General features: G+C 70.1%; 23 protein-coding genes. 16 read left to right on the forward strand and 7 right to left on the reverse strand.

All coding sequences use genetic code 11. The features are described 5' to 3' along the window. From ACODRX_RS23885 to ACODRX_RS23895, 3 genes are all read left to right on the forward strand, one after another. The coding region (locus ACODRX_RS23885) for a c-type cytochrome (RefSeq protein WP_488874038.1) at window positions 1-423 on the forward strand (423 nt) is incomplete at its 5' end. A 15-nt stretch (window positions 424-438) separates the two neighbouring features. After that, complete coding sequence (locus tag ACODRX_RS23890) at window positions 439-783, forward strand: c-type cytochrome (RefSeq protein ID WP_488874039.1); 345 nt, start codon at window positions 439-441, stop codon at window positions 781-783. Then, window positions 783-2060, forward strand: coding sequence for an FCSD flavin-binding domain-containing protein (locus ACODRX_RS23895; protein ID WP_488874040.1), 1278 nt, complete (start codon window positions 783-785; stop codon window positions 2058-2060). The genes ACODRX_RS23890 and ACODRX_RS23895 overlap by 1 nt, the downstream gene beginning before the upstream one ends. 111 nt (window positions 2061-2171) lie before the next feature. Here the strand turns inward: ACODRX_RS23895 and ACODRX_RS23900 are convergent, their stop codons facing one another. The 4 genes from ACODRX_RS23900 to ACODRX_RS23915 all read right to left on the reverse strand — a co-directional run bounded on the left by ACODRX_RS23900 (window position 2172) and on the right by ACODRX_RS23915 (window position 4769). Continuing rightward, window positions 2172-2483 (reverse strand): hypothetical protein, encoded by a 312-nt coding sequence (locus ACODRX_RS23900; protein WP_488874041.1) that lies wholly within the window; start codon window positions 2481-2483, stop codon window positions 2172-2174. Continuing rightward, window positions 2480-2806 (reverse strand): c-type cytochrome, encoded by a 327-nt coding sequence (locus ACODRX_RS23905; RefSeq protein ID WP_488874042.1) that lies wholly within the window; start codon window positions 2804-2806, stop codon window positions 2480-2482. Before ACODRX_RS23905 ends, ACODRX_RS23900 begins: the two co-directional genes overlap by 4 nt. A 173-nt stretch (window positions 2807-2979) precedes the next feature. Further along, window positions 2980-3978 (reverse strand): quinoprotein relay system zinc metallohydrolase 1, encoded by a 999-nt coding sequence (locus tag ACODRX_RS23910; RefSeq protein ID WP_488874043.1) that lies wholly within the window; start codon window positions 3976-3978, stop codon window positions 2980-2982. Next, complete coding sequence (locus ACODRX_RS23915; RefSeq protein ID WP_488874044.1) at window positions 3975-4769, reverse strand: quinoprotein dehydrogenase-associated SoxYZ-like carrier; 795 nt, start codon at window positions 4767-4769, stop codon at window positions 3975-3977. Before ACODRX_RS23915 ends, ACODRX_RS23910 begins: the two co-directional genes overlap by 4 nt. Window positions 4770-4886: 117 nt before the next feature. On the opposite strand from ACODRX_RS23915, the gene ACODRX_RS23920 reads away from it, so the two are divergent. From ACODRX_RS23920 to ACODRX_RS23935, 4 genes are all read left to right on the forward strand, one after another. After that, the gene (locus ACODRX_RS23920; protein ID WP_488874045.1) at window positions 4887-5255 is read left to right on the forward strand and encodes a RidA family protein; all 369 of its coding nucleotides are present in this window, start codon (window positions 4887-4889) and stop codon (window positions 5253-5255) included. A gap of 243 nt (window positions 5256-5498) precedes the next feature. Next, window positions 5499-6806, forward strand: coding sequence for a C4-dicarboxylate transporter DctA (locus ACODRX_RS23925; RefSeq protein WP_488874046.1), 1308 nt, complete (start codon window positions 5499-5501; stop codon window positions 6804-6806). Between the two features lie 4 nt (window positions 6807-6810). Beyond that, entirely contained in the window at window positions 6811-7497 is a 687-nt protein-coding gene (locus tag ACODRX_RS23930) for a GntR family transcriptional regulator (protein ID WP_488874047.1), read from the forward strand. After that, window positions 7494-8039, forward strand: coding sequence for a pseudouridine synthase (locus ACODRX_RS23935; RefSeq protein WP_488874048.1), 546 nt, complete (start codon window positions 7494-7496; stop codon window positions 8037-8039). The genes ACODRX_RS23930 and ACODRX_RS23935 overlap by 4 nt, the downstream gene beginning before the upstream one ends. Window positions 8040-8108: 69 nt before the next feature. On the opposite strand, the gene ACODRX_RS23940 is transcribed toward ACODRX_RS23935, so the two are convergent. After that, window positions 8109-9086 carry an AraC family transcriptional regulator gene (locus tag ACODRX_RS23940; protein WP_488874049.1) on the reverse strand — a complete coding sequence of 326 codons (978 nt, stop codon included), beginning with the start codon at window positions 9084-9086 and terminating at the stop codon, window positions 8109-8111. Between the two features lie 125 nt (window positions 9087-9211). Between ACODRX_RS23940 and ACODRX_RS23945 the strand changes: the two genes are divergently transcribed. Beyond that, window positions 9212-10375 carry an FAD-dependent monooxygenase gene (locus ACODRX_RS23945; protein ID WP_488874050.1) on the forward strand — a complete coding sequence of 388 codons (1164 nt, stop codon included), beginning with the start codon at window positions 9212-9214 and terminating at the stop codon, window positions 10373-10375. On the opposite strand, the gene ACODRX_RS23950 is transcribed toward ACODRX_RS23945, so the two are convergent. Further along, window positions 10376-11656, reverse strand: a complete 1281-nt coding sequence (locus ACODRX_RS23950; RefSeq protein ID WP_488874051.1) for an amino acid deaminase — start codon at window positions 11654-11656, stop codon at window positions 10376-10378. A 123-nt stretch (window positions 11657-11779) separates the two neighbouring features. Between ACODRX_RS23950 and ACODRX_RS23955 the strand changes: the two genes are divergently transcribed. The 4 genes from ACODRX_RS23955 to ACODRX_RS23970 are packed head-to-tail and all read left to right on the forward strand — an operon-like array spanning window position 11780 to window position 15945. Then, the gene (locus ACODRX_RS23955) at window positions 11780-12649 is read left to right on the forward strand and encodes a MurR/RpiR family transcriptional regulator (protein WP_488874069.1); all 870 of its coding nucleotides are present in this window, start codon (window positions 11780-11782) and stop codon (window positions 12647-12649) included. A gap of 1 nt (window position 12650) precedes the next feature. Beyond that, window positions 12651-14123 carry an N-acyl-D-amino-acid deacylase family protein gene (locus ACODRX_RS23960; RefSeq protein ID WP_488874052.1) on the forward strand — a complete coding sequence of 491 codons (1473 nt, stop codon included), beginning with the start codon at window positions 12651-12653 and terminating at the stop codon, window positions 14121-14123. 42 nt (window positions 14124-14165) lie between these two features. After that, window positions 14166-14552, forward strand: a complete 387-nt coding sequence (locus ACODRX_RS23965) for a RidA family protein (RefSeq protein ID WP_488874053.1) — start codon at window positions 14166-14168, stop codon at window positions 14550-14552. A gap of 37 nt (window positions 14553-14589) precedes the next feature. Beyond that, window positions 14590-15945, forward strand: coding sequence for a GntP family permease (locus ACODRX_RS23970; RefSeq protein WP_488874054.1), 1356 nt, complete (start codon window positions 14590-14592; stop codon window positions 15943-15945). A gap of 1 nt (window position 15946) precedes the next feature. On the opposite strand, the gene ACODRX_RS23975 is transcribed toward ACODRX_RS23970, so the two are convergent. Then, window positions 15947-16768: an aldolase/citrate lyase family protein gene (locus tag ACODRX_RS23975; RefSeq protein WP_488874055.1), complete on the reverse strand. Its 822-nt coding sequence runs from the start codon at window positions 16766-16768 to the stop codon at window positions 15947-15949. A 75-nt stretch (window positions 16769-16843) separates the two neighbouring features. Between ACODRX_RS23975 and ACODRX_RS23980 the strand changes: the two genes are divergently transcribed. The 4 genes from ACODRX_RS23980 to ACODRX_RS23995 all read left to right on the forward strand — a co-directional run bounded on the left by ACODRX_RS23980 (window position 16844) and on the right by ACODRX_RS23995 (window position 19312). Next, window positions 16844-17314 (forward strand): FKBP-type peptidyl-prolyl cis-trans isomerase, encoded by a 471-nt coding sequence (locus tag ACODRX_RS23980; protein ID WP_488874056.1) that lies wholly within the window; start codon window positions 16844-16846, stop codon window positions 17312-17314. Next, complete coding sequence (locus ACODRX_RS23985) at window positions 17298-17873, forward strand: GNAT family N-acetyltransferase (RefSeq protein WP_488874057.1); 576 nt, start codon at window positions 17298-17300, stop codon at window positions 17871-17873. The genes ACODRX_RS23980 and ACODRX_RS23985 overlap by 17 nt, the downstream gene beginning before the upstream one ends. A gap of 125 nt (window positions 17874-17998) precedes the next feature. After that, on the forward strand, window positions 17999-18355 hold the full coding sequence (locus ACODRX_RS23990) for an HPF/RaiA family ribosome-associated protein (protein WP_488874058.1): 357 nt from the start codon (window positions 17999-18001) through the stop codon (window positions 18353-18355). A gap of 171 nt (window positions 18356-18526) precedes the next feature. Beyond that, entirely contained in the window at window positions 18527-19312 is a 786-nt protein-coding gene (locus ACODRX_RS23995) for an SDR family oxidoreductase (protein WP_488874059.1), read from the forward strand. The last annotated feature ends 12 nt before the right edge of the window (window positions 19313-19324 follow it).

Raw genomic sequence — 19324 nt, forward strand, 5'->3', positions numbered from 1 at the left:
GCCCCCCCCCCCCCCCCCCCGGCCCAGGCCTTCCAGCCCTTCACCCCGCAGGTGGACACCTCGGCGCTGCCGCCCGCGGCCCATACCTGGGCCGAGCCCAACCCGCTGCGCGGCAACCCGGATGCGATCGCCATCGGCCGCCAGGCCTTCAACCAGACCTGCGCCCACTGCCATGGCGCCGACGCCAACGGCTCGCGCTCGCCGGCGCCCGACCTGCGGCGCATGGGCCTGGGCTGCAGGCGCATAGGCGACGAGGCGCTGCGCCAGCGCTGCCTGGCCGACACCGATGCGTTCTTCATCAAGTCGGTGCGCTATGGCAAGCAGAAATTCGGCATCACCCACATGCCGCCCTGGGAGGCGGTGCTTTCGCCCGAGCTGGTCTGGTCGCTGCGGAGCTTCGTGGAGAACACACCCCTGCGCTGACAAGGAGGCCCGCCGATGAGAACCATGCTTGCCGCCCTTGCCCTGCTGCTGGCCGCCGCCGGCCAGGCCGCGCCGCGCGTGGCGCCGCAAGACGCCGCGGTGCTCGCCGCCACCTGCTTCACCTGCCACGGCCCGAACGGGCAGCCGCCGGGCACCATGGCCGGCGGCATACCCGCGCTGCGCGGGCGCAGCGCCGCTTACCTGCTGCAGCGCATGCGCGCCTTCAAGGCCCAGGGGGCCAGGGATGCGGGGAGCGCCGATGCCAGCGCCACCATCATGCCGCTGCTGCTGCAAGGCTATGGCGATGCGCAGATCGAGGCGCTGGCGCAAGCGCTGGCAGCACTTGCCGAGGTGCCCTGATGCAGGCCGGGCGGCGCGCCATCCTGGGCTCGGCCCTGCGCGGCACGGCGGCCCTGGCCGCGCCGGCCATCGTGCGCGCCCAGCAGGCCGCGGCCCGCGTGGTGGTGGTGGGCGGCGGCTTCGGCGGCGCCACCGCCGCGCGCTACCTGCGCCAGCTGGCGCCGCGCCTGCAGGTCACGCTGGTGGAGCCCGCCAGGCGCTTCTACACCTGCCCGTTCTCCAACCTGTACCTGGCGGGGCTGCGCAGCTGGGAAAGCATAGGCCACGGCTACGACGGCCTGCGCGCCGCGGGCGTGCAGCTCATCCACGAGCGCGCCGAGGACGTGGATGCCGCGGCGCGCACGCTGCGCCTGGCCGGCGGACAGCTGCTGCACTGGGACCGCCTGGTGCTCTCGCCCGGCATCGCCCTGCGCTGGAATGCGCTCGAAGGCTACGACGAGGCCGCCGCCGCGCGCGCGCCGCATGCCTGGAAGGCCGGCGAACAGACCCTGCTGCTGCGCCGCCAGATGCAGGCCATGCCCGATGGTGGCACCTTCGTCATGGTGATACCCGACAACCCGTTCCGCTGCCCGCCCGGCCCCTACGAGCGCGCGGCCATGGTGGCCCACTACTTCAAGCAGCACAAGCCGCGCAGCAAGATCGTGCTGCTCGACGCCAAGGAGAATTTCTCCAAGAAGGCGCTGTTCCTGCAGGGCTGGAAGGCCCTGTACGGCGACATGATCGAATGGGCCGGCCTCTCGCGCGACGGCCAGGCGGTGCGCATCGACGCCCGCGCGCTGGAGGTGGAAACCCTCTTCGGCCAGCGCCACAGGGCCGATGTGCTCAACGTGATTCCGCCGCAGAAGGCCGGCCTGATCGCCGAGCGCGCGGGCGTGACGGACGCCAGCGGCTGGGCGCCGGTGAAGGGCGAGAACTTCGAGTCGCAGCGCGTGGCCGGCATCCACGTGCTGGGCGATGCGAGCTTTGCCGGCCCGATGCCCAAGTCCGGCTTCGCGGCCAACAACCAGGGCAAGCTGGCCGCCGCCGCCATCGCGGCCGAGCTACTGGGCCGGCCGCTGCCGGCGGCCTCGTATGCCAACACCTGCTACAGCCTGATCGGCCCGGGCTACGGCATCTCGGTGGCCGGCGTCTACCGCGCGCACGAGGGGCGGCTCGTCGACGTGCCGCATTCGGTGGGCATCAGCCCGCTGGATGCGGACGCGGCCTTCCGCGCCGCCGAGGCCCGCTATGGCGCGGCCTGGTATGCGGCGATCAGCGCCGATATCTGGGACCGTTGATCCATTTATACCGGTTTGCCTTCGAAGCGAGAACAAGGCACGAAGCCGCAGACAGTATTGGCACACGGCAAGGCGAAGCAACGCAGTTATCGCTTTGAAGGCGAATCGGTATCAGCGCTCCAGGCGGAGCGCCGCGCCCTCGTGCCCGGCCTGGGCCGCGCGCCGGTACAGCAGCCGGGCGCGCCCGGCATCGCAGGGCTCGCCCAGGCCCAGCTCGGCCATGCGCCCCAGCTGGTAGAGGGCGTCGGCATCGCCGCTGCGCGCCAGCCCTTCCCACAGCCGGCGCGCCTGCGCGTGGTAGCCCAGCCTGCAGGCCGCGTGGGCCTGCAGGCGCTGGCCGTGGGCGCCGTCCATGGGCAGCAGCGTCACCCGCGCCGCGCCCAGCAGCGTGCAGGGGTGCGGCAGCGGCTGCACCGGGTTCATGGCTTGGCGGCCAGCACCCAGGCGGCCAGCAGCTTGAGGTCCTGGGCCTTCAGGCTGGAGTGCGCCGGCATGGCCACGCGCCCCCACTTGCCGGTGGAGCCCATCTGGATGGACTGCGACAGCGTGGCCACCGCGTCCTTGTCGCCCGCGTACTTGGCCGCGATGGAGCTGAAGGCCGGGCCGACGATCTTCTCGCTGGCCGAATGGCAGCTGAAGCAGCCGCTGGCCTTGGCAAGGTCCGCCGCCGCGGCCAGGTCGGGTTCGGCGGCATGGCTGCAAACGCCAGCGGCGAGCAAGAGGCTGAGGGTAAGCGTGGTGCGCATGGTGCTTGGGCGAAATGCAGAGTTGAGGACGGCAGGCAAGGGGCAACATTCATGCCAGGCCGCCCGCCCCGCCAAACTGCCCCCGCCGCGCCGCGCGCCGCCGCCATCTGGAACACTCGCCGGTGACACTGTTGCAGAATGCAGCAGCTGGCTCGGCCCCCGGCCCATGCGGCTCAGCGCCGGTCACGCCGATCCAGGGCCTGCTGCTCATGGCGTGGATACCACTGGGTCAGGCTGCGGTTGAGCTCGGCCGGCAGCGCGGCCCAGCCGGCAAAGCGCTCGGGCACCCGGGCACCCAGCAGCTCGCTCAGGTCCACGCCCTGCTCGGCGCTGTCGCGCATCAGCGCGGCGAGCCAGCGCAGCCAGTCGCGGGTCTGCGCGATGCCCCGCCCGCCCTCGTGCACCGGGCCGTGGCTGGGCACGACCAGCCTGAACTGGCCCTGCGCCCGCCATTGCTCCAGCGTGTCCAGGCTCGCCAGCCAGGCGGCGGGATCGGCATGCGGCGTGGTCGGCACCCGCTCGGCAAATACCAGGCCGCCCGCGAAGAGCACGCCGGTATGCGCGTCGATGAGCACCAGGTCGTCGCCGGTGTGGCCCTGCAGGCGGCGCAGCTCCAGCACATGCCGGCCCAGGCGCAGCGTCTGCGGCTGCAGCGCCTCGCGCGCCGGCGTGGCCCGGGTGCCGCGCATCCAGTCGCCGCACAGCCGGTACAGATTGTCCTCGTAGGCCGCGCCCTCGGCCTGCATGCCCGCGATGCTGCCGGCCAGCGCCTGCGTGGGCTTGTCCCCCCAGGCCTGGTTGCCGAGGAAGTAGTCCGGATGCAGGTTGAGGTTGAGCACCTGGCGCACCGGCTCGGCCGTCACGCGCGCTATCGCGCGCCGCTGCTGCTCGCCGTACAGCCGCGAGGGGCCGGTGTTGATGACCACCACGCCCTCGCCGGTGGCGATGAAGGCGGTGTTGATGATGTTGCAGCCGTTGGCGCGCGAGAAATCCTCCACCGCGCCCTCGATGACCCAGGTGTGCTCGGCAATGCGGCGCGGCTGCAAGCGGTAGTCCAGCCGTTGCGCATCGGCACGCGTGGCCGGCGCAACCTCCTGTGCATCAGCCTGCACATCGGCCTGAGCGCCCTGGGCCATGGCGGCCAGCAGCAGCCATGCCGCCGCGGCCCTCATGCCCGCACCTCGGCATCGATGCGGTTGCCGTTGTTGTCCTGCCCCTGCAGGCGAAATGCCTGCGGCCCTTCGCTTGGCAGCTCGAAGGTGATCAAGGGGTTTTCCGAGACGGGTTCGTGCAGCGCCAGCCGCCACCAGGCCTGGCCGCCGGCATCGACCAGCTCCAGGCGTTCGATGTAGAAGGCCGGGATGCCGGCGGCCAGCCCCGTGTCCATCGGGTGCATGACGCGCACGCGCAGCCGGCGGCTGCCGTCGGCCATGTTGCGGAAGATGCGCGCCTGCACCTGGTTGAGCGTGCTCTTCCAGGAGCCGTCGGCGCGCGAGGCGCCGGGCACCGTGCAGCCGCCGCCGGCAGCCTGGGCCCAGACGCCGCCCACATGCCACTGGCCGTCGCGGGTCTGCGCCATGGCGCGCACGGGCGAGGCCTGTTCGAGCCGGATGCGCAAAGCCAGCACCGGCAGCGCCCGCAGCGGCTCGAAGGCCAGCACTTCGCGGATGGGATTGCGGTCCACCACGACCAGCAGGCGCTGCACGCCGCCGCCGGTGGCGCCGAGGGCGCGCGCATCCACCTGCAGCGGCACGTTCATCGCGTCGTCGGCGAACGCCGGCGTGCGCACCGCGACCGCATCGCTAAAGCGCATGGGGGCGTCCGCCAGGTATTGCCGGCGCAGCGACGGCCACTGCATGGAGCCGAGCGGATCGCCGCCGCTGCGGTCAGCGGCCGCACATACCGGCCGGGCGCAAGCCGCACCCAGCCCTCCTGCAAGCAGTACATCGCGGCGTCGCAGCATCCTGTCTCCTTCCGGCATGGGTATTTCCGTGCCGGGCATGCAAATACGGTGCCAACCTGCCCGGCCGCATGCGCTATGATTTTTGCTGTTCCTTCCTTTTTGCCTGAAAGCACTTCCATGACCGCTTCCATCGACCGCCGCCACGTGGGCGCCCGCCTGTCCGAAACCGCCATCTACAACGGCACGGTCTACCTGGCCGGCCAGGTGCCCGAGAACAGCCCCGGCGCCGACATCGGCACCCAGACCCAGGAGGTGCTGGGCCATATCGACCGCCTGTTGGCCGAGGCCGGCTCCAGCAAGAAGAGCATCCTGCAGTGCCAGATCTTCCTGAGCGACGTGAGCGAGATCGGCGCGATGAACGCGGTCTGGGACGCCTGGGTCGCGCCCGGCCACACGCCGCCGCGCGCCACGGTGCAGGCCCTGCTGGCCAATCCGGCCTACCGCATCGAGGTGGTGGTGGTCGCGGCGCTGGAACAGGCCGGCTGACCCCCGCCATGGCGGAATAGGTCTTATGCAGCCGCGCATGGCCACAGCCCGCTGATCCCCCGCAGCCCCACGAGGCATGCCCATGGAGCCCCCATGGCATGCCTTTTGCGTTTTGCTTTTTCGCGCGGCGGCGCCGCCCATCATCGGGAATACCCGCTGCATTGGCGGGTCAGGCCTTGAGTACATTCTTGCACACAAGATCGACAAATTCTTGTATGCAAACCTTCTCAAAGGAATCCTCTTATGCGCCGCTTTGTCAAATCCCTCTTCGGGCAGGTGGTGATCGCACTCATCGTGGGTGTGCTCATCGGCCTGTTGTCGCCCGACTTCGCCATCAAGCTCAAGCCGCTGGGCGATGGCTTCATCAAACTGATCAAGATGATCATCCCCGTGCTGGTGTTCTGCGTGGTCGTCCACGGCATCGCCGGCGCGGGCGACTTGAAGCGCGTCGGCCGCGTGGGGGTTAAGTCGCTGATCTACTTCGAGGTACTGACCACCGTCGCCCTCGCGCTCGGCCTGGTGCTGGGCTATGTGTTCGAGCCCGGCGTGGGCATGAACGTGGATGTCAGCCAGCTCGACCCCTCGGCCATGGCCGCCTACGCCAGCAATGCCGACAAGCTCACCAGCGGCGGCACGGTGGACTTCCTGATGAAGCTCATCCCCAACACCGTGGTCGAAGCCTTCGCCAAGGGCGACGTGCTGCAGGTGCTGCTGTTCGCGGTGCTCTTCGGCTGCGCGCTGACCCTGCTGGGCGAGCGCGGCAAGCCGGTGTCCGACCTGGTGGACACGCTGTCGATGGTGCTGTTCAAGATCATGGGCATCGTCATCAAGCTCGCGCCGCTGGGCGTGCTGGGCGCCATCGCCTTCACCGTGGGCAAGTACGGCATCGGCTCGCTCAAGCAGCTGGGCATGCTGGTGGGCCTGTTCTACGTGGCGGTCATTCTCTTCGTATTCCTGGTGCTGGGCCTGGTGATGCGCATCTCGGGCTTCAGCCTGATCAAGCTGCTGCGCTACCTGCGCGAGGAACTGATGGTAGTGTTCGCCACCACCTCCTCCGACAGCGTGCTGCCGCAGATCATGTCCAAGCTGCGCAACATGGGCGTGCGCGACTCCACCGTGGGCCTGGTGATCCCCACCGGCTACTCGTTCAACCTCGATGCGTTCTCGATCTACATCACGCTGGCGGCGGTGTTCATCGCCCAGGCCACGAACACGCACATCTCGATGGCCGACCTGCTGACCATCCTGGCGATCGCGCTGGTCACCTCCAAGGGCGCGCACGGCGTGCCGGGCTCGGCCATCGTGGTGCTGGCGGCCACGCTGCATGCGATTCCCGCCATCCCCGCGATCGGCCTGGTGCTGGTGCTGTCGGTGGACTGGTTCATGGGCATCGCCCGCGCGCTGGGCAATCTGATCGGCAACTGCGTGGCCACCGTGGCGATCGCCGCCTGGGAAGGCGACATCGACCGCGAGCGTGCGCACCGCGTGCTCAATGGCCAGGGCAGCGCCGAAGACGAGTCACAATCGGCAGTTTCCGAATCCCATGCCTGAGCCCATGTCTCCCGTCACCCCCACCTCCATCGCCGAGCGCGTCGTCGAAGCCATACTGGCGCAGAAGCTGTCGCCCGGCGAGCGGCTGGGGGAGCAGGAGCTGGCAGACAACTTCGATGTGAGCCGCACCGTGGTGCGCGAGGCGCTGATGCAGCTGCAGGCCCGCGGCTTCGTGCAGGTGCAGCCGCGCCGCGGCTGGTACGTGGTGCAGCCCAGCGCCGACGAGGCGCGCGACGCCTTCGCGGCGCGGCGCATCATCGAGTCGGGCATCATCGACACCAGCGGCCGCCCGATGCAGAAGGTGATCCAGCAGCTGCGCCGGCACATCGGCGAGGAAGAGCGCGCCATCCAGGGCGCCGACGCCGCCACCCGCGCTTTCCTGCTGGCCGACTTCCATGTCTGCCTGGCCGAGCAGATGGGCCATCGCCTGCTGGCCAACACGCTGCGCGACCTGACCGCCCGCACCACGCTCGCCGCCACGCTCTACCAGTCGCAGCACAGCGCCGAGCAGTCCTGCGCCGACCATGCCAGCATCGTCGCGGCGCTGGAGCGCGGCGACACCGCGCTGGCGCGCGAGCTGATGCTGGCGCACATCGGGCAGGTGGAAGAGGCGCTGGAGATCGCCCCCCCCACCCCCGAGCCCGCCCCCAGCGAACGCCTGCGCGCCACCCTCGCACCGGTGCTTCGATGAGCCAGCGCCTGCTGTGCTTCAACAAGCCCTATGGCGTGCTCAGCCAGTTCACGCCCGAGGGGCGCTGGCGCGGGCTCAAGGATTTCATCGATGTGCCCGGCGTCTATGTGGCCGGCCGGCTCGATGCCGACAGCGAGGGCCTGCTGCTGCTGACCAACGACGGCCAGCTGCAGGCGCGCATCGCCAACCCGCGCTTCAAGATGGAGAAGACCTACTGGGTGCAGGTGGAAGGCCAGCCCGGCGCGGCGGCGCTGGCGGCGCTCTCCCGCGGCGTGCAGCTGAACGACGGGCCCACGCTGGCGGCCCGCGCGCGCCTGCTCGATCCGGCGCCGCAGCTGTGGCCGCGCGACCCGCCGATCCGCGTGCGCCAGCACATTCCGGACAGCTGGATCGAACTCGTCATCCGCGAGGGCCGCAACCGCCAGGTGCGACGCATGACCGCCGCCGTCGGCCACCCCACGCTGCGCCTGGTGCGCATGGCCATCGGCCCCTACGCGCTGGACGGCCTGGCGCCCGGCAGCTGGCGCGACGCGCCTCGATAGCTATTAAAAATATAGCTTCCAGCGCTTTCCTGGCCATACTTTCCATAGTTATTAGCTACCTATCTCGGGTCAGGCGCTTATCGATATCGCAAACTGCTGCTGCAGCGCGCGCGACGCCTTCTGGTAGCCGCGCGGCGTCTGGCCGCACCAGCGCTTGAAGGCGCGGGCGAACACGCGCTCGGACTCGTAGCCGGTGGCCTCGGCGATCGCCGCCAGCGGCAGGGCCGCCGCCTCCAGCCTTTGCGCCGCGTAGGCCATGCGGTGGCTGGCCAGGTAGCCTATCGGCGGCTGGCCCACCAGCAGCCGGAAGCGCTCGGCAAAGCGGGAGCGCGACATCGCCGCCTCGCGCGCCAGCCGCTCGACGGTCCAGCCCTGCTCGGGCGCGCGGTGGATCGCCGCCAGCGCCCGCGCGATGCCGGGGTCGGCCAGGCCCCGCACCCAGCCCTCGCCATGCGCCATCTGCCGGGCGAAGTGGTCGGCCAGCACATGGGCCAGCACCAGGTCGCCGAGGCGGCCGGCGGCCAGCCGCCAGCCCGGCCGGCGCTGCAACGAGTCGGCCACCATCTCATGCATCAGCGGCGCCAGGAACGGCGAAGGCGCGCTGCGCCGCGCCGGCAGGTGCAGCAGCGCCGGCAGCAGGTGCAGCACGCTGTGGCGGAAATGGGCAGAAACCCACAGCAGCACCGAGTCGATGCGCGTACCCGCGGCGGCGTCTGCCGCGCCGCCATGCTCGAAGCTCAGCGGGTTTTCGTCCTTGGCGCCGAGCGCATGGCGGCGGATCAGCTCCGCGAACGGCACCGGCGCCAGGCCCAGCTCCGAGGCCATCAGGTGCGCGCTGCCATAGGGCAGCACCACCAGGTCGCCGGGCTCGACCAGGCGGGGCTGCTGCCCCCGCACCTGCAGCCAGTAGGGGGCGCCCTGGGCGACGCGGAGCATCGCGCCCGGCACACCCTGCGATTCGAGCGCCCAGGGCGCATGCAATGCGAAGCGGGCCGTGACGGCGCGCTCCGAGCGGCACAGGGCCAGGACTTCGCTGAGACTGTCCATCGGTGGCTGGCGAGGGAGTTGGGACGATAAGTGCCATTTTATGGACGTCCGGCGCTGTTGCCGCCGGCCGCGCCCGGCCACACTGCGGGCCTGGAATTTGCACAACGACCCAAGGAGCACTCCCCATGACACAAGCCACGGCCCAGCGCCGTTTCCGGATCGGCATCGTCGGCGGCGGCATCGGCGGCCTGGCCGCGGCCAACGCCCTGCACAACAGCGGCCACGAGGTGACGGTCTTCGAGCAGAGCCGGCAATACCTGCGCGTGGGCGCCGACATCAACCTCACGCCCAACGCGGTGCGGGCGCTCGACGGCCTGGGCGCCGGCATCGCGGCGGCGGTGCGCGCCAGCGCGGCCCGCCCCACGCACCGCATCAGCCGCAGCTGGGACAGCGGCGCGGAAACCTCGCGCCTGGCCATGGGCGACGAGGCCGAGCGCAAGTACGGCGCGCCGCAGCTGACCATCCACCGCGCCGACCTGCTGGCGGCGCTGGCCGAGGCCTTTCCCGCGCAGCAGGTGCGCTTCGCGAAGCGGGTCGCCCGCATCGCGCAGGGTGCGGACGGCGTGGCGCTTGAATTCAGCGACGGCACGCGCGCCGAGGGGATGGACGCGCTGATCGGCGCCGACGGCATCCACTCGGCGGTGCGCGCGGCCCTGTTCGGCGCGGAGCGCCCGCGCTTCACCGGCGTGGTGGCCTTCCGCGCGGTGGTGCCCACCGCGCGCGTGCGCCAGCTTCCCGACATCGGCGCCTTCACCAAGTGGTGGGGCCCGAACCCCGAGAGCCAGATCGTGACCTTTCCGCTCAACCAGGGGCGCGACACCTTCATCTTCGCGACCACCGCGCAAGCGTCCTGGCACGAGGAATCCTGGACCACCGAAGGCAGCGTCGACGAGCTGCGCGGCTGCTACGCGGGCTTTCACGCCGATGCCCGCGCCCTGCTCGGGGCCTGCGACAGCGTGCTCAAGACCGCGCTCTACGAGCGCGATCCGCTGCCCGCCTGGTCGCAAGGCCGCATCACGCTGCTGGGCGATGCCTGCCACCCGATGATGCCCTTCATGGCCCAGGGCGCTGGCACGGCCATCGAGGATGCGGTGGTGCTGGCCCGCTGCGTGGACGCCAGCGCCAGCGCGGCCGGCCTGCCCCAGGCCCTGGCCCGCTACGAGGCCCTGCGCCGCGAGCGCACCGGCCAGATCCAGCTCGGCTCGCGCGGCAACAACTGGCTCAAGGCCGGCGGCAATGCCGACTGGGTGTACGGCTACGACGCCTGGCAGGTGCCGCTGGCCACCTGATCAGAAGTAGGTCTGCACCATGTCGACCACGTTGTAGGCGTCGTCGACGATGGCGATCTGGCGCCACTTGTCGAAGGTCAGGCAGGGGTGCGAGATGTCGAAGGCGAGCATGTCGCCGACCTTGATGTCGTCGCCCGGCGCGATCTTCAGGTAGGCATGCTGGTCCATCATGCCGGTGACCTCCCAATGCGCAGGGGTCGCCGTGGGTGCCACGCCGCCGGGCCGGTGGCGCAGCACCGGCAGCGGCATGCCGGCGTCGAAGGCCGCGTCGCGCTTGCCCAGGGCGATGATGGCGCGCTCGGCCTCGGGCACCGACTGCACATAGGCCCATAGCTGCAGCGCCGGCTGCAGGCTGGTGCGCATGCGGTGCGCCACCGGGTTGCGCACGTTGATCTGCGCCTGCGCCGCCTTGTACACGCCCACGTCGTGCGTCAGGTAGCAGCCGGGGCGCAGCACCACGTCGAGCGGCTGGCCGATGTCGGCCTTGGCGAACTCCTCGGCCACCACGTCGTACCAGGCCGAGCCGGCGCCGGTGAGCACCGCCGGGCTGCGCTGCAGCCGGCCGGCCCGGGCCAGATCGCCCAGCACCTGCACCGCGCGCCGCAGGAAGGCGCGGATGTCCTCCTCCTTCTGCAGCACGCCCTCGTAGACCTCCACGCCGGCCAGCTTCACCGCGCCATTGGCGCGCGCCAGCGCATCGAGCACCGACTGCAGCTGCGCCGCGTCGCGCACGCCGGTGCGCCCGCCCTGCACGCCCAGCTCGACCAGCACCTGGATGGACTGGCCCGCCTGGCCGAAGAAGGCCGCCAGCTGCTCGACCTGCTCGGCCGCATCCACCAGGCAGAAGAACTCGAACGCCGGATCGGCCAGCAGCTCGGCCAGGATGGCCATGTTGCGCCTGCCAACCAGCTGGTTGGCCATCAGCACCCGGCGCACGCCATGCGCATAGGCCGCGCGCGTCTGGTGCGCGGTGGCCAGCGTGATGCCCCAGGCGCCGCCGGCCAGCTGCTTGTGGAACAGGCGCGGCGCCATCGTGGTCTTGCCGTGCGGCGCGAGCTTGGCGCCGTATTCGTTCACGAAGCGCTGCATCCAGTCCAGGTTGTGCTCCACCTTGGACTGCAGCAGCACCGCCGCCGGCAGGCTCAGGTCCTCCCGCAGCAGGTTCCAACCCTGCGCCGCGACCTGCTCGGGCGCACAGGCGTTGTCCAGGGCGCCCAGGCCCTTGTCCAGCGGATGGACCAGCGCCTGCGACACATTGCCGTGATACTTTTTATCAAACATAAAAATGTCTCCAATTGCCCACCGGGTAAACATGAGGTTGACACAATCATACCTTCGAATTTATTCTTCGCACCATCTTGTTATAAAGTAACAAACAACCAGACCATGACAGCCAGGACCATCATGCACCCGCCGATGGACATCGTCACCCGCATCTCGCAGCGGGCCGCCGAACTGCGCCCGGCCGAGCAGAAGGTGGCCCAGACGGTGCTGGGCAACATCGCCGAGGCGGCGGCCGACAGCATCCAGACGCTGGCGCGCCGCGCCGCGGTGAGCGAGGCCAGCGTCACCCGCTTCGCGAAGGCCATGGGCTGCCGCGACGTGCGCGAGCTCAAGCTGCAGCTGGCGCAGGCCGCCGCGGTGGGCCAGCGCTTTCTGGACAGCGCCGCCAGCCACCCGCCGTCCAGCGTCGACGGCATCCTGGCCGACATCAACCAGGCGCTGGCGGCCAATCGCGCGCTGGTGCGGCCGGCGGCCTTCGAGCAGGCGGCCGCGCGCATCGCGGCGGCGCGCATGGTCGTGGTGTTCGGCATGGGCGGCGGCTCCACCACCATGGCCGACGAGGCGCGCTTTCGCCTGGCCCGGCTGGGCCGGCCCGTGGCCACCTACCACGACCCGGTGCTGCAGCGCATGGTGGCGGCCACGCTCGGCCCGCAGGATGTGGTGCTGGTACTTTCCACCACCGGGCAGGTGCCGGAGATCATCGCCAGCGTCAACGTGGCGCGCGAGTACGGCGCCCCGGTGGTGGCCATCACCGCCATCGCCTCGCCGCTGGCCGCGCTGGCCGACGAGCTGCTGCCGGTGCAGGCGCTGGAAACCGATTTCATCTACAAACCCTCGTCGTCGCGCTACGCGATGATGATGATGATCGACGTGCTCGCCACCGAGGTCGCGCTGGCGCAGGAAGGCCGCAGCAAGGAGCTGCTGCGGCGCATCAAGTACGTGCTCGACGCACACCGCGGCGGCGGCGACCGCCAACCTCTCGGGGATTGACATGACACAGTACGACACCCTGATCCGCGATGTCCACATCGTGGACGGTAGCGGCGACGAGCCCGGCAGCGGGCGCTTCGACGTGGCGCTGGCCCATGGCCGCATCGCCGCCATTGCCGGGCACGGCGAACAGACTTGGCAGGCGGCGCAGCAGATGGACGGCGGCGGCCAGGTGCTGGCGCCCGGCTTCATCGACGTGCACACGCACGACGACACCAACGTGATCCGCACGCCCGACATGCTGCCCAAGGTGTCGCAGGGCATCACCACGGTGATCGTCGGCAACTGCGGCATCAGCGCCTCGCCCGCCACGCTCAAGGGCGATCCGCCCGACCCGATGAACCTGCTGGGCCCGGCCAGCGCCTTCAACTACCCCACGTTCGCCGCCTACGTGCAGGCGGTGGAGCAGGCGCGGCCGGCCGTCAACGTGGCGGCGCTGGTGGGCCACACGGCGCTGCGCAACAACCACCTGGACCGGCTCGACCGCCCCGCCACCGAGGCCGAGGTGGCCGCGATGCGCGGCCAGCTGCAGGAGGCGCTGGACCACGGCGCGCTCGGCCTGTCCACGGGCCTGGCCTACGCCAACGCCTTCGCCTCGACCACCGAGGAGGTGATGGGCCTGGCCGAGCCGCTGGCCAAGGCCGGCGCCCTCTACACCACGCACCTGCGCACCGAGTTCGCCGCCATCCTCGACGCGATGCAGGAAGCCTACCGCGTGGGCAAGCATGCGCGCGTGCCGCTGGTGATCTCGCACCTCAAATGCGCCGGCGCCGCCAACTGGGGCCGCGCCGGCGAGGTGCTGGCCTCCATCGAGGCCGCGCAGCGCTGGCAGCCCGTGGGCTGCGACTGCTACCCCTACACCGCCAGCTCCTCCACGCTGGACCTGAAGCAGGTGACCGACGAGTTCGAGATCTTCATCACCTGGTCCGACCCGCACCCGGGCATGGCCGGCCAGACGCTCAAGGAAATCGCCGCCGCCTGGGGCACCGAGCTGCTGGAGGCCGCGCGCCGCCTGCAGCCGGCCGGCGCCGTGTACCACAACATGTCGGGCGCGGACCTGGAGCGCATTCTCACCCACCCGGCCACCGTGGTCGGCTCCGACGGCCTGCCCAACGACCCCAAGCCGCACCCGCGGCTATGGGGCGCCTTCCCACGCGTGCTGGGCTATTTCAGCCGCGAGCGCGCGCTGCTGCCGCTGCACGCCGCCGTGCGCAAGATGACCAGCCAGTCGGCCGAGCGCTTCGGCCTGGCCGAGCGCGGCCTGGTGCGCCAGGGGTATTGGGCCGACCTGGTGCTGTTTAACCCCGACACGGTGCGCGACGCCGCCACCTTCACCGATCCCCAGCAGCCCGCCGTCGGCATTGCCGCCGTGTGGGTCAACGGCCAGCTGGCCTACCGCGATGGCGCGGTGCAGCCCGCGCACGCCGGGCGCTTTTTGCGCCGTGGACCGCGCAACCAGGCGGCGTTTGCCTGAACCCCAAACCTGAACACTTATTTCGTTGGAAAGGAAATCACCATGAGCATTACCCGAATTGGCGTGGAAGGCGGCACCGGCACCGGCGGCCAGCACCTGCCCTTTGCCCGCGCGGCCGGCGCCGACGGCTGGCTGTTCGTCTCGGGCCAGACACCGATGGTGGGTGGCGAGGTGGTCGGCCACGGCATCGTCGAGCAGTCGCACCAGACCATCAAGAACCTGCTGGCCATCCTGAAGGAAGCCGGCTACGGCCCCGAGCACGTGGTGCGCTGCGGCGTGTGGCTGGATGATCCGCGCGACTTCCAGTCCTTCAACAAGGTGTTCAAGGAATACTTCGGCGCCAATCCGCCGGCTCGCGCCTGCGTGGTCTCCAGCATGGTCATCGACTGCAAGGTCGAGGTCGATTGCGTGGCCTACAAGAAACCCTGAGCCGGCCCATAGCAGCCCTCTCCAGGAGACATCCAAAATGACACCACTACAAGGCAACTCCCTGCTGCTGGCGGCCGCGCTGGCCGTGGTCGCGCTGATCTACCTGATCGCGGTGCAAAAGCTCAACCCCTTCGTCACGCTGATCGTGGTCTCGCTCGCGCTGGGCGCCGCCGTCGGCATGCCCATGGGCGGCATCGTCAAGGCCTTCGAGACCGGGGTGGGCGGCACGCTCGGCCACATCGGCCTGGTCGTGGGCCTGGGCACCATGCTCGGCAAGATGATGGCCGAATCCGGTGGCGCCGAGCGCATCGCCCGAACGCTGATCGATGCCTTCGGCGAGAAGAATGCGCACTGGGCGATGCTGGTGATCGCCTTCATCATCGGCCTGCCGGTGTTCTTCGAGGTGGGCTTCGTGCTGCTGATCCCGATCGCCTTCAACGTGGCCAAGCGCACCGGCACGCCCATCCTGATGGTGGGCCTGCCCATGGTGGCCGGCCTGTCGGTGGTGCACGGCCTGATCCCGCCGCACCCGGCCGCGCTGCTGGCGGTGACCGCCTACCAGGCCGACATCGGCAAGACCATCCTGTACGCGCTGATCGTGGGCATCCCCACCGCCATCCTGGCCGGCCCGGTGTTCGCCAAGCTGATCTCGCGCGTGGTGGTGGCCGATCCGAACAATCCGCTGGAGAAGGAATTCGTCGAGCAGGACCGCCAGCCGCGCGAGCTGCCGGGCTTCGGCATCACGCTGTTCACCATCCTGCTGCCCGTGGTGCTGATGCTGATCGGCAGCTGGGCCGACCTGTTCACCACCCCCAAGTCGCTGGCCAACGACATCCTCAAGTTCGCCGGCAACTCGGTGATGGCGCTCTTGATCGCCGCGCTGGTGAGCTTCTTCACCTTCGGCAAGGCGCGCGGCTTCTCGCGCGAGCAGATCCTCAAGTTCACCAACGAGTGCCTGGCGCCCATCGCCGGCATCACCCTGGTCGTGGGCGCGGGCGGCGGCTTCGGCCAGATCCTGCGCGACTCGGGCGTGTCCAACGCCATCATCGGCGTGGCCAACGCGGCGCACCTGTCGCCGCTGCTGCTGGGCTGGGTGGTGGCGGTGATGATCCGCATCGCCACCGGCTCGGCCACCGTCGCCATGACCACCGCCTGCGGCATCGTCGCGCCCATCGCCGCGGCCTCGGGCGTGGCCGTGCGGCCCGAGCTGATGGTGCTGGCCACCGGCGCCGGCTCGCTGATCCTGTCGCATGTGAACGACGGCGGCTTCTGGCTGGTGAAGGAGTACTTCAACCTCACGGTGCCGCAGACCTTCCAGACCTGGACGGTGCTGGAGACCATCATCTCCATCGTCGCGCTGCTGGGCACGCTGGCGCTGTCCACGGTGGTCTGATTCAGTAGACCAGGCTCTTCGCCATCTCCGCGCCCGTCTGCTTGAAGCGCGCCGCCAGCGCGCTGGTGGCGCGGGCCAGCAGGCCGGTGTCCTGGCCCACGGCCACGAAGGCACAGCCCAGCTCCAGGTAGCGCCGGGCCTGGGCCTCGTCCGAGGTCAGGATGCCGGCGGCCTTGCCCGCGGCGCGGATGCGGGCGATCGCCTGCTCGATCGCGGCCTGCACCTCGGGGTGCCCCGCATCGCCCACATGCCCCATCGAGGCCGACAGGTCGGCCGGCCCGATGAAGACGCCGTCCACGCCCTCGACCTGCGCGATCGCATCCAGGCTGTCCAGCGCGGTGCGGGTCTCGGCCTGCACCAGGATGCAGACCTGCGCATTCGCCTCGTGCACGTAGTTGGCGCGCCGCCCCCAGGCGCCGGCGCGCGAGCCGGCCATGCCGCGGATGCCGCCGCGCCCGTCATTCTGCGGATAGCGCGCGGCGCGCACGATCCGCGCCGCCTGCTCGGCCGTGTCCACCATCGGCACCAGCAGGGTCTGCACGCCCAGATCCAGGTACTGCTTGATCAGCATCTCGCCGACATGGCCGTGCCCCATGGGAATGCGGGCGACGGCATGGCTGCCCGGGTAGGCGGCGATCGCCTGCAGCTGCGGCAGCACGCTCAGCGTGTCGTTGGGGCCATGCTCGCCGTCGATCAGCAGCCAGTCGAAGCCCGCGCCGGCGCAGATCTCGGCGCAAAAGGCATGGCCCATGCCCAGCCACAGCCCGATCTGCGGCCGGCTCGCGGCCAGCGCCGCCTTGAAGGTATTGGTGGGTGTCTGCATGGTGATTTCCTTTCGCCGCCAAGCATGCCACACGGCAACACCTACACTTGGCATTTTTCCAAGCAACGGTTTTCCATGAACATCTCCAAAGACAGCGCCGTCACGGTGCAGTACAAGATCACCGACGCGCAGGGCAAGCTGCTGGACCAGGACACCATCGCCTACCTGCACGGCGGCTACGACAACCTGTTCCCCAAGGTCGAGGCCGCGCTCGACGGCCAGGCCAAGGGCTTTGCCACCACCGTCGAGCTGGCGGTGGAGGATGCCTTCGGCGCGCGCGACGAAAGCCTGGTACGGGTCATCCCCAAGAGCGAGTTCCCGCCCGGCGTAAAGGTCGGCGGCCAGCTGCGCGGCGCCAACGACCAGGGCGAACCCCAGATCTACCACGTCAAGAAGATCAAGGGCCCCGAGGTGCACCTGGACGGCAACCACCCGCTGGCCGGCCAGGCGCTGCGCTTCGCCGCCAAGGTGCTGGAGGTGCGCGCCGCCACGCCCGAAGAGATCGCCCACCGCCATATCCACGGCGCGCATGGACACCACCATTGAGCTGATCGAGCCGCGCACGCCGCGGCTGCAGCTGCGGCAGTGGCGCGACGAGGACCTGCCCGCCTTCGCCGCGCTGAACGCCGATGCACAGGTGGTGGAGTACCTGGTCGGCCCGCTGTCACAGGCGCAGAGCGACGCCCTGGCGCAGCGGATCCGTGAACTCATAGCCCAGCGCGGCTGGGGATTCTGGGCCGTTGAGCGGCTGGCCGACAGCCGATTCCTGGGCTTCGTGGGCCTGCACACGCCGAGTCCCGAGCTGCCCTGCGCGCCCTGCGTGGAGATCGGCTGGCGCCTGGTGCGCGATGCCTGGGGCCAGGGCCTGGCCACCGAGGCCGCGCGGGCTGCGCTGCAGGTGGGTTTCGAGCGGTTGCAGCTGCAAGAAATCGTGGCCTTCACCGCGGTGGACAACCTGCGCTCCCAGGCCGTGATGCGGCGCCTGGGCATGGAGCACGTGCCGGCGCGCGACTTCGAGCACCCCGCGCTGCCCGCCGGCCACCGGTTGCGCCCACACCGGCTGTTTTGCCTGACGTCCGGGCAGTACCGATGCAGCCCGGTTTGATCTGTTACAGGGGTTTCACTGATATTGGTGGGGGAATGCGGTTGCCGCGGCGAATGCGGGTTAGCATGGGGCATCCACCTGCCGCCGCCGGCGGCCTCTCTAGCGACCGTGAAAGGAGCCCATCTATGCAAGTTCAAGTACACGCGGATGACCATGTGCAAGGCGGCGAATCGCTCGCCCATTGGGTGCAGGAAGAAGTCGGCGGCAAGCTGTCGCGCTTTCGCGAGCACCTCACCCGTGTGGATGTCTTCCTGACCGACGTGGATGCACTGAAGAGCGGCGGCAAGGGCAAGCGCTGCGTGCTGGAGACGCGCCCCGCGGGTCGCCAGCCGCTGGCGGTGAACGCCGAGGCCGAGAAAGTGGCCCAGGCCTTCAGCGGCGCCCTGGAAAAGCTGCAGCACGCACTGGAAACCGACCTGGCCAAGATGCGCGACAAGAACAACCGCGACTCCATCCGGCTGGCCGCATCGGCCGACGAATGAGCCGATAGCGCCCCCCAGAACCAGCCGCCCCACGGGGCGGTTCTTTTTTGGCCTTTCCCGCTGCGCCACCCGCTGGTGATACCGGTTTTGAATCACCACCGCCCCAGATTGAATGCCCCGCCGGCAGCAGCCCGGTAGATTCGATGGCATACCAACCACCAGGGCAAAGGCATGGAAGACACCGGCCACGTATTCAAGACTCATCTACTGGCGGGCAGGACCGCACTCGTCACCGGCGGCAGCTCCGGCATCGGCAAGGGCATCGCCGCCCTGCTGCACCGCCTGGGAGCCCAGGTGCACATCGTCGGGCGCGACGCCCAGAAACTGCAGGCCGCGCGGCAGGAGCTGGGCGCCATCGAGGTCCACGCGGCCGACGTGCGCGACCACGCCGCCACCCAGGAGGCGGTGCGCAAGGTGGCCGCCGCCCAGGGCCGCATCGACATCCTGGTGAACAACGCGGCCGGCAATTTCCACTGCCCCTTCGAGCAGCTGACGCCCAATGGCTGGAAGGCGGTGATCGACATCGACCTGAACGGCACCTTCAACTACTGCCATGCCGCCTTCGAGGCGCTGAAGGCCTCGCCCTGGGGCGGGCGCGTGGTCAACATCACGCTGGCCCAGGGCGTGTCGGGCTGGCCCGGCAGCGCCCATGCGGCCTCGGCCAAGGCGGGCGTGACCGCGCTCACCCGCAGCCTGGCCATCGAATGGGGGCCGCACGGCATACGCGTCAACAACATCCTGCCCGGGCCCATCGGCGACACCGAGGGGGTCAAGCGGCTCTACGAGGAGCGCGGCCTGGCCGAGAAAGAGCTGGAGCGCCTGTGCCTGGACAAGTTCGGCACCACCGGCGACATCGCCCAGTCGGTGGCCTTCCTGTGCTCGGAGGCCGGCAGCTTCATCACCGGCTGCGACATGACGGTGGACGGCGGCCGCTGGCTCAAGCGGGCCTGGGTCTGAGCAGGAGCCGAC

The organism is Comamonas sp. FG99 (genome assembly GCF_057808605.1).